This is a genomic window from Corynebacterium sp. AOP12-C2-36, assembly GCF_052379185.1.
Lineage (GTDB): Bacteria > Actinomycetota > Actinomycetes > Mycobacteriales > Mycobacteriaceae > Corynebacterium.
The window spans coordinates 1-9027 of the sequence record NZ_JBQSYJ010000041.1 but is presented as its reverse complement, the minus strand read 5'-3'; the positions used below and the strand labels follow the sequence as shown (position 1 = coordinate 9027).

12 protein-coding genes and 1 pseudogene are annotated in these 9027 nt (G+C 66.3%); 8 read left to right on the top strand and 5 right to left on the bottom strand.

The genetic code is table 11. From position 1 onward, the window contains the following. Window positions 1-253: 253 nt before the first annotated feature. Both ACT3UN_RS16150 and ACT3UN_RS16145 read left to right on the top strand, forming a co-directional pair. Window positions 254-469: a hypothetical protein gene (locus ACT3UN_RS16150; RefSeq protein ID WP_444657604.1), complete on the top strand. Its 216-nt coding sequence runs from the start codon at window positions 254-256 to the stop codon at window positions 467-469. A gap of 1328 nt (window positions 470-1797) precedes the next feature. Then, the gene (locus ACT3UN_RS16145; protein WP_444657603.1) at window positions 1798-2523 is read left to right on the top strand and encodes a nuclease-related domain-containing protein; all 726 of its coding nucleotides are present in this window, start codon (window positions 1798-1800) and stop codon (window positions 2521-2523) included. A gap of 688 nt (window positions 2524-3211) precedes the next feature. Here ACT3UN_RS16145 and ACT3UN_RS16140 read toward each other — a convergent pair. Continuing rightward, a complete protein-coding gene (locus tag ACT3UN_RS16140) occupies window positions 3212-4144 on the bottom strand; it encodes a replication protein RepA (RefSeq protein ID WP_444657602.1) in 933 nt (310 codons plus the stop codon). Window positions 4145-4537: 393 nt separating this feature from the next. Between ACT3UN_RS16140 and ACT3UN_RS16135 the strand changes: the two genes are divergently transcribed. Next, window positions 4538-5143: a nucleotide-binding protein gene (locus tag ACT3UN_RS16135; protein ID WP_444657601.1), complete on the top strand. Its 606-nt coding sequence runs from the start codon at window positions 4538-4540 to the stop codon at window positions 5141-5143. Beyond that, window positions 5140-5394 (top strand): hypothetical protein, encoded by a 255-nt coding sequence (locus ACT3UN_RS16130; RefSeq protein ID WP_444657600.1) that lies wholly within the window; start codon window positions 5140-5142, stop codon window positions 5392-5394. Before ACT3UN_RS16135 ends, ACT3UN_RS16130 begins: the two co-directional genes overlap by 4 nt. A 12-nt stretch (window positions 5395-5406) precedes the next feature. On the opposite strand, the gene ACT3UN_RS16125 is transcribed toward ACT3UN_RS16130, so the two are convergent. Further along, complete coding sequence (locus ACT3UN_RS16125) at window positions 5407-5778, bottom strand: hypothetical protein (RefSeq protein WP_444657599.1); 372 nt, start codon at window positions 5776-5778, stop codon at window positions 5407-5409. A 76-nt stretch (window positions 5779-5854) separates the two neighbouring features. Continuing rightward, window positions 5855-6160 (bottom strand): hypothetical protein, encoded by a 306-nt coding sequence (locus ACT3UN_RS16120; protein ID WP_444657598.1) that lies wholly within the window; start codon window positions 6158-6160, stop codon window positions 5855-5857. A gap of 200 nt (window positions 6161-6360) precedes the next feature. Here ACT3UN_RS16120 and ACT3UN_RS16115 point away from each other — a divergent pair, with 200 nt between their 5' ends. Beyond that, complete coding sequence (locus ACT3UN_RS16115) at window positions 6361-6870, top strand: hypothetical protein (RefSeq protein ID WP_444657597.1); 510 nt, start codon at window positions 6361-6363, stop codon at window positions 6868-6870. An 81-nt stretch (window positions 6871-6951) separates the two neighbouring features. Here the strand turns inward: ACT3UN_RS16115 and ACT3UN_RS16110 are convergent, their stop codons facing one another. Next, complete coding sequence (locus ACT3UN_RS16110; protein ID WP_444657596.1) at window positions 6952-7278, bottom strand: hypothetical protein; 327 nt, start codon at window positions 7276-7278, stop codon at window positions 6952-6954. A gap of 221 nt (window positions 7279-7499) precedes the next feature. On the opposite strand from ACT3UN_RS16110, the gene ACT3UN_RS16105 reads away from it, so the two are divergent. From ACT3UN_RS16105 to ACT3UN_RS16095, 3 genes are all read left to right on the top strand, one after another. After that, window positions 7500-7775, top strand: a complete 276-nt coding sequence (locus tag ACT3UN_RS16105) for a hypothetical protein (protein WP_444657595.1) — start codon at window positions 7500-7502, stop codon at window positions 7773-7775. Window positions 7776-7873: 98 nt separating this feature from the next. Continuing rightward, window positions 7874-8008, top strand: coding sequence for a hypothetical protein (locus ACT3UN_RS16100; protein WP_444657594.1), 135 nt, complete (start codon window positions 7874-7876; stop codon window positions 8006-8008). Between the two features lie 187 nt (window positions 8009-8195). Further along, complete coding sequence (locus ACT3UN_RS16095; RefSeq protein WP_444657593.1) at window positions 8196-8528, top strand: hypothetical protein; 333 nt, start codon at window positions 8196-8198, stop codon at window positions 8526-8528. Between the two features lie 285 nt (window positions 8529-8813). Here ACT3UN_RS16095 and ACT3UN_RS16090 read toward each other — a convergent pair. Next, window positions 8814-9027 (bottom strand): annotated as a pseudogene (locus tag ACT3UN_RS16090) (hypothetical protein); the annotation flags it as partial.

The following is a 9027-nucleotide window of genomic DNA, read 5'->3' as shown; positions in this document are numbered from 1 at the left end:
CCATGTACCATGATGGTCGTGGAATGGCTCTCCACCAGCCGCGCGGTCGGGACGCGTCGTGTGTCGAGATCTGCGCACCCCGTACTCCCCCGGCATCTGCGCAGAACTGGACTCACCATCGCCGGTTTTGCCTGCTAGGCTGACCAGCACCTCCCGGACGCCACCTGTGGAGCCCCCGGCCGTTGCCGGCGACCAGGGCTTCACTCCCCCAGCGGCACACCACCTGCGCCACACTGTTACCTGGGAGTTTCCCATGCGCCAGCAGACCCGTACCGCCGAAGTGGTCGCCACGTTGACCTACCGGACGACCAAGACCGTCCCCGAGCATGTCGCTGCTAACCCAGTGGATGCGAGCGAGTTCATCCGCGACCAGCTCACGGGCGACGATCTGGACTCGGTCAGCCATCTTCTCGGATTCGAGCTGGAGCTCAGCAGCGTTACCAGTTCGATAGCTCCCACGGTAGGCTGATCGCTCGCCGTCGCACTGTTCGACTACCCCCCCCGCCGCTGAGGAGTGTGCCCAGTTCTGCGCACGAACACCCCCGCAGATCCAATGGGGAGATTTCCCCCGAACGGTTTGTCGGGGGTGCAGCAATAGCTGTACCGGCGAGTTTTCACGCCTGATACAGAATCGTTGCATCGGGTTTCTTCGCTAACAAAATGGACGTGTCAGCTATCGGGACGTGACACAAATAAAGCGCCCCCGCCGGCATAGCCGGCGGGGGCGCTTCTCCCGGAGCCAATGTTGGGGTTTCGGCCGCCACAGCCTAGAATCCCACGGCACCTGATCCGCTGGATGACGGGTAACCACACCCGCTCGTGTCCAGCGCCCCCTAGAGTACACACATTGCGCGATGTTTCGCGAACAGTCTCCCGAGCGGGCCCTAGGCGACCGTCTGCGAGATGCGATACTCCGTGCTTTTTCCTAACGAACGGCGAGAATCATTATCCATATCTGACACTCCGGATAAACGGCATCTATTGGACTCGTGAGTGGTTTCCCAATCGAGACGGAATCACTTTCAAAACTAACCCACCCGAGCTATCTGGTTTAGATCCCCTCCAGATCGGTCAACCGCATGACTTGCCCCTGAAGTTGCTTCCACGAGTGACTAGGCACCCCTGATCCCCCTACCCTGGGGACATGGTGGTACATGAATCCCTTAGAAGTGGCGCGCAGGGACCCTGCATTGAACAGGGGACATTATGGCCACGCGTGTAGGCACTCGCAAGCCCGGCGACTCAGCCTTCGCCGAGTTCACCGCAGGAGTCCGTGCGCGAGCTCGGGGAAAAACACGCCGCGAGGTCGTGGTCGAGACCGTCACTCAGCAGGTGCCTGTCCAGGTACCAGCTGCAGTGGCCGTCCCCGTGGCCTCCGGCGCCGTCCTGGAGAAGCCGAGCACCGGGCCCGACGACGCGCCAGCCTCCGTGCCGGAGACTGCGCCAGCGCTCGCGCCCGTCAGCGCACCGCCGGCTGATCGTGTGTTTGAGCGAAGCGCCGCGCTGAAGCCTACAGCCAGTCAACTGCGTGGCTGGGCAAGGACCGCTGCCGTCGCGCTACTGGCCTGCCTGCTGTGGGCCGCGTTTTCAGCGTCGCCGGACACGCTGGTTGCCGGAATTGGGACCACCTTGGCGATCTTCGCGCTCCCGGCACTGCTGTGGGTTGTGGCCCGCGGCGTCTATTGCACAGGCATGTGGCTTGTCTCACGCGTTGAAGTCGCCCCGGCGCAGGCGGAACCCCCGCAGGCGCCCAAACAGGCTTCTGTGGCCTGTCCCGCGCCGCTGACAGTCACTCGCATGGAGACACGCGAGGTTCAGAAGAAAGTGGGCAAGGAGGTTCCGATGGACCCGCAGTGGGCAGCCGAGCGCGCCCTGACGGCGGTGAAGGCAGGTGGTTACTCCGCCTGCGAGGCGGTGCCGGGTTTGCCGTTGCCCCATTCCGTGGTGCGCCACGGTGTCGGGGCAGAGGCGGAGCTGCACATCGGCACGATGCTGGAGAACCGGTTGGGCACGGACTGGCAGGTTTCCCACGACCTCGACGTCTACGGCCGAGGGCACCGAGCAGCGAAGAAAGACGTGTCGGCCAACATCGACCACCTGATCTCCGGGCCGGCAGGCCTGGTGATGATCGACACGAAGGCTTGGACCGGGCGTCTGGTGGTGCGTAGCTCGAAGAAAGGCAAGCGACTGGCCAACGCTGAGGGGTCGCCTCGCAGTTCGCAGATCCGTGGTGACTCCCCGACCACGCTGCTCTACGAAGCAGGGGCAGTCGACTACGGCACCGGTGAGTGTCAGGTGGGCCTGGTGGTGATCGCGGTGTCCTCGGGCAAGGTCGGTGAGAAAGGTGGTAGCGGGGTGTTGGAGGTGCCGGCGCCGCCGCAGGACCGGGACAACCCGCGGATCCCGATCGTAGCCGTGGAATCGTCGAAGTTGATCAGCTACCTGGAGAACTTGCCGCCGGTGCGGTCCACGCCGTGGAAGATCGACGAGATCGTGGCCTTCAGCGACCGCCTCGGCTGGTAAGCCTGTCGGGCCCGGCTTGGGCCGCACCGGCCATATTCTCTTGTACAGGTTGTATAAGATAGCGACCCCTCCGAAAACGGTGTGGGCGCAGGTCAGGGCCTGTGGACAAGTCGTATTATGCGTCGTGTTCTGCGCACGCGTGCGCCAACATCTGCGCGGAATTGCGTCGTGTTCTGCGCGGGCGTGCGCCAACATCTGCGCAGGGGGTTTAGGTGGGGTGCGCTGTTCTGCGCAGCGGTGAGCTGGGAAAACGCGGCGTGTGCGCTCATCTGCGCAGGACCGTGTGCGTTCATCTGCGCAGATGAACGGGGTGCCGGTACCGGCTGCGGGCGAGAAACACCGGGTGGCCTGCAGCGTTGGTGTTGTCCACAGCCGCGGTGTCGATGTCCACTTCTGCGCAGGTCGCTGTGCATAACCGCGTGCCAGACGCCGTGTTGCGCAGAACAGGACACACCGGCTCTCGGCCGCGCGGTCGTAGTTCCAGGAGGTGCGCAGAACTCGACACACGCCAGGTCCGTCCCCATCCATGCGCAGAACAGCGCACACGTGTCCCCCACTGCGGGGGTGCACCGGACATGGCCTGGTGGAATACTGCGCAGAACAGCGCACACACGGCAGGCAGAGGGTGCGCAGAACAGCGCACACGGCACCCCTCCCCCGGTTGCCCGGCCCGACGCTGCGCGGGGTCCTACCGGCCGAGTTCGCGCCGAGGCGGCTTACGCGGCACCGACGGCTGACCGGGTTGGATCAGGATTCCGGCGTCGGTGAAGCTCACTCCGGCGTCGGGCCACAACTCCAGGACGTCCTCCATCGCTTCGCGGAACCGGCGCCGGAAGTCCGTACGCCCGCGGCCGGTGTCGGGGGTGCCGGGGCCGAACTGCAGCTGCAGCTTCCCCCAGTCCACCTCGGTGGGCCGGCGCATCGAGAACCGCCGCAGCGTCAGCCAGATGTAGATATCCATGCTGCGCGAGCCGGTGAGGTTGCGCAGGATGTTCAGGTCCAGCGGGATCGAGGACGACGAGATCTCCTGGTAGAACTGCCGGGTCAGCTCCAGGTAGCTGGGCTCCAGTGTCTGCTGGTCCGGCGAGGAGTCGAACCACAGGTCCCAGGAGTCGGCGACGCTGACGTTGCCGCCGGATTCCCGGTCGCCGTCGATGCTGCGGTGCAGCTTCTCGGCACGGATCGTGGTGCCGGTTAGCCGGCGCAGTTGTTCACGCAGCAGGCCGATGGTGCCTCGGGCCCCGCCGGTTCCGCGGCTCTTCAGACCCATGTTCTTCAGGAACTCGTTCATGGAGTTGCCGAGCGGGATCTTGCGGGCCTCGTCCTCGGGCAAGTCACGGCGCTTGACGGCCTCGGTGATCAGGTAGGCCATGATCAGTCGCGGGTACTTGCCGTAGGGCAGCCCGTCGGAGGAGATGATCGTGATGCGGGTGTTGCCGTCACGCGAGACGATCTTGTCCGAGGTCGGCTTGCGGTACGGGAACAGCGCCTGCACGAGCAGGCGGGTGGTGTAGCCGACCATTTGCGATTCGCTGCGCACGGCCGGCAGGTTGTCAGAGGCGGGCTGCGACTCGCCGTAGGGGGACGTGTCGCCTGCGCTGGTGGGTTCGGGTAGGGTCATGGTCATGCTTCCTCCGGGCGGGTGTCCCGGATCGGGGAGCGACGCCGTGCCTGGTTGCCTCCAGGTGCGGCGTCTTTCGTCTGTGCGAGACCCTACCTGCAGGGGGTGTTCGAGTGACACAGCGACACCGAAAACCCCAGTAAAACGCCACAGCGTTGTGGTGCTAGCGTCCCCACTCCCTGGCGACACACCGCAGCAACGTCCCCACGCTGAGCCGCTGTCTGACGCTACGATGGGCCCCACGACAGCAGGTGCCGACGAGCCCGGACTTCCCCTCGCTGCGCTGGGCCCCAATTCCCCATTGCCCACCGGGGCCCAGCGCAGCGATCCGCGGCCGTCCCGGTGCAGCTGCGTGTACGACCGCTATTCCGCCGCATGCAAGGAGCCACACCTGTGATCATCACCTTCGCCCACACCAAGGGCGGCGTGGGAAAGACCACCTCGACCATCGGGCTGGCCGTCGCTGCCCACAACGCTGGATACACCGTGGACGTCCTGGACGCAGACCGCCAAGGCTCGGCCTACCAGTGGGCCGAGATCGCCGAACGTCGCGGCGCACCGCTGCCCTTCCCGGTCGAGCGTGCCGACGCCAAGGCCATCGAGCGACGCTCGCGCAAACGTGACCAGTCCTCGCTGACCATCATCGACACTCCCCCTGGAACCGCGGAGGAGATCCAGGCCGCCATCAACGCAGCGGACCTGGTGATCGTTCCCACGGGTGCCGCCCCCATGGACATCGCCCGCGTCTGGCCGACGCTGGAGTTCACCCGCGCACTGCCGACCGTCGTCCTGCTCACCGGTGTGCTGATCAACACCCGCCTGTACGAGGCGACGCGGGAACTGTTCGGTGAAGAGAACGTTCCGGTGTTCCGTACCCCGATCCCGCAGCGCGAGAAGATCAAGGACTGGCTAGGGACCACCCCGACCAACCTCAACGGCTACAACGACATTCTCGACGAGATCCTCGGAATCATCGACGACCTGGAGGTTTCCCTGTGAGCGCCAACGATCGACCCAACCTGCGCGACACGATGCGCAGTCAGATGCAGCGCGGATCCCAGCAGCCTGCGCCCTCGGTGAAGGACATCATGGATGAGGGCCGCCCGGACGTGCTGGATCGGCGCACGACCATCTACATGTCCACCGCCGTGTGGAAGAAGATGCGCTACCTCGCCGTCGACGAGGATACGAACCTCTCGCAGATCATCGACGAGCTGTGCCGAAAGCGCCTGGAGGATGAGGAGAACTAGCGGCAGCCGCGCCTACGCAGCGACGGGGGCAGCTTGGTAGTTCAGCCGCAACTGGGACACCGGCAGCAGTGCGTCAGCGCTCCACGCCTGCGGGAATCCGCCGGCAGGTAGGTGCTGCGGGTCGATGTCGACGGCCAGACGGTAGTCGCCGTCACTGGCGAGCTGGAGGGTGACTTTCGCGGCGCCCAGCAGGGAATCCTGCTCGGGGCCATAGGACAGTACGGCGGCGTCGCGCACGGCGAGGTTGCCGTCGGTGGAGGTGACCAGGTCGGCGACCTCGATGTCGGTTGACCAGTGCCGGGCGCCGGAGCTGATGCAGGCGCGCAGGGACGGACCCAGTCGGGGGCGGGTGGTGGCTCCGGGGATGGTGGTTATCGGGTACATGGTGGGGGTTCCCTTTCTTACGGTGGCGTAGGGAGGTTGGGGGGCGGGGCTGGTGCCGCAGAAAAGCGGCGGGCTCCTAGATGAAGACGCTGGTCAGCAGTTCGCTGGGGATTCCACCCAGGTCGAGCAGGCCGCTGCCGGCCAGGGCGGTGCCGATGATGGCCTTCTTGGCGTGGCGGATGCCGCGGCGCTTGATGCGCCGGATCACGCGCTTGCCGCCCCACAGGGTCAGGACCAGCAGGATGCCGCCGAGAACGATGGGCGCGGCGGTCTGTCCGACGTCGGCGGTGAAGATGGTCGAGTTCATCAGGGTGTCCATGTGGGTCTCCTCGGGGTTCTGGTCGCTGCCGGCCGGGTTCCGGTATGCGGTGCTGATGTGCACGAGTATGCCACATACCACCCGAGATGGGTGGTAGCCGGTATGTCCCCGATTCCGCGCCATCAGGAATAGTGTGCGTGAGGAGCACGACGGGGACGGAGTATCTATAGGCCGGACTGGGTGTTAGTCGGTATGGTTGTGTACATCACGCCGTGGACGGCACCAGAGCCGACCGCCACCGAGACCATGAGGAGCCCGTCGCCATGAGCGAGAACAGTCGCTACAACCACACCAAGATCTGCAACCAGCTGGAGAAGGCCGCCGACGACGGCGACCTGTCGGCCGGTCGACGCAGTGCCCGCCCGATATTCGACATCGCCGTGAACAACGGCACCGTCGAGGCCGTGGCAGCCGCGCTGAGCATCTTCGGCGAGTTCTTCCCTGAGGACGTCGATACCCAGCGCAGCTGCCTAATGCAGCGCATCATCGACCGCGGGCTGACCGAGATCCTGGGAGCGCAGCGCATCGTCCTGGCGACCTACCTACGTGAGCGTGGGCTGGAGGAGCGGGTGTCGCCCTCGGTGTTCGGCAAGGCCGTGCGCGCCCAGTACATGCGCGTCCACGACGGTGCGACCCCGCCTCAGGAGGAGACGACCCTACCGTTCGGCCGCCGGGTCCCGGTCGCCGTCTACACCACCGCCGATGCCGAGATCATCGCCACCGCCCTGAACACCCTGGTACCCCGCTTTCCCCGCCCGCGCCGAGCTCAGTAATCCCCTGCCCCTGGGCGAACGCCGAACCCCGCAGCTGCGACGGCTGCGGGGTTCGATGCGGTGTAGGGGTGCTGCGACCGGTCAGCCGCGGTGGATCGTGTTTACGAGGTGAGCGTCGTGCAGCCGGGTGCCGGCGACGCTGCGGGTGAGGACGCTGTCCCCGGTGACCTCGGCGTGCTGCTCGACCCAGGAGCCATGCATCCTGACGTTCTCGCCGATCCAGCCGCCCAGGTCACCGGCGCGAAGTGCGACGATGGCGTGGCAGTCGGGAAAGGGGACGTGATAGGTCACCCGGCCGGCTGCGGCGATCTGCCAGACGCGCTCGCCGTCGACCAGTCGCGAGGCTCCGGTGAAGGTCAGCCCCGGCGCCGGAGCGGTGCGGGCAGGGTGGTTGAGCGTAGTGGTCATGGGACCCTCCTCTAGTGACGCGTCTGGCTGGTAGTGCAAGACGGCACCTTTTGTGGTTACACAACCATACAGTGACCTGCTGAGATGAGTCGACTGTCCAGGGCAGCGGCGGGTCGAACTGTAAATAAAGTACTGGTTGATGGTCGTCTAGGTGATAGACTTGTTCTATAAGCCGAGGTGGCAAGAGGCCACCTCGGGTCCCATCGAAAGGAACCATCGCCATGAACACCACCCTTGTTGCCGCCGGACCCATCCTCCTGGGCATCCCCGTCACCGGCGCTCCCCTGCTGCTCATTCTGGTTACCTTCGTGGCTGTCGGGATGTTCTACCTGACCAGGACACCCGCCGCTGCCCAGGACGCCGCTGCTGGCTCGCGGGCAAGCGATCCCCGCCTGGTGATCGACGACCTCGACGTTCCCTTCGTGGACGCTGCGGTCGGTCAGCCCTACCGCAGCGTGGGCGTCCTGCCGGATGCCGTAGCCCGTAGCGCTGCCTGACAGACAGGCTAGTGTTGGTTGTGCACCAGTAATCGCCACAGCCACGTTGCCCTCCGGCGCTCTCGTCCGGTGGGGCTGCGAGAACAAGGAGCCCCACCATGCCGTTCGATATCATCGCCGCCGCCGAGAACGCCCTGCGTGGGCTGGACTGGGCCACGTTCCTTCGCTGGGACCTCGTCTCGCCGGTCCTGGACTCGATTATCCCGGAAGCGATTTCCGACTACCGGCCCTGACCTGGGCCCGTTCCTCATGGCAAACCCCCGGCCTGAACAGGCCGGGGGTTTGTTGCGGTCTACCTACACGGCGGTTTACTCGCCGTCGGGGCCGGGGTCGCCCACCGGATCCCACAGCGGTGAGTCGGCAGGAACGCTGGGGAACGCCTCGAACCGGGCGTCGTTGGGAACGCCCGCAGGCAACCTCTTGCCCAGAATCTCGACGCGGCGGCTGTCCAGCTCCCGGTTCCTGGCGGTGTCCGGCGGCGTGCGCTACAGGGACGACCCCGCCGACGCGCTGTACACCGAAGCGGTGAGGGCCCTCGACGCGTCCGGGGTGGACCTGCTGGGCACGCACTGCCCGCCGGCGGGGTGCAACGACGATTCGAAGGTGGCCGTGCACCAGGGTATCAACGCGCTCGACCCCCATCGTGCGATCGTCACGTCCCCGGTACCTGCTGCACGAACACACGCACCCCGAGCCCCACGAGGTCGGCACCACCTCTACCCCGGCCTGCTGACTGTGATCGCCGAGGCGTAATCCACCACGCCGCTCGCGTAGACGAGCCTAAGGGGCGCATACTCGCGAGCGGCGTGGTTTCTTCGACTCGGCGGGCCGTGCTGTGCCGTGCCCCGACTGCACGGATCTGGTCGCGGTCGGTGAGGTGTGCAGACGGGAGCGCATCTGCGCACGGTCGCACGCGATTCAGTGAGGCGCACCCCCCCCCGGGGGGGGGGCGGCACGTCCCGCTGCGGTGGACCCGCGTCACCGGGACAAGGGGACGCGCCGTATTCTGCGCACGCCCCGCTCCCCCGGAGTTCGCGGTCAGTTGATGCACATCGGGCCGTCGCCGCCGGCGGCGATCGCGCCACGGTCGCTGGTGGCGTCCGACTGCTCCGGGGTGCCGGTGTTGCCGACGGTCCCGGAGTCACCGGAATCGCTGCCCTCGGCGCTCTCGTTCTCGCCGAGCACGTCGCCACCGGTGGCGTCCTCGCCGGGCGTGCCCACGTTGTCGGAGCTGCCCGAGCCGCCCGAGGAG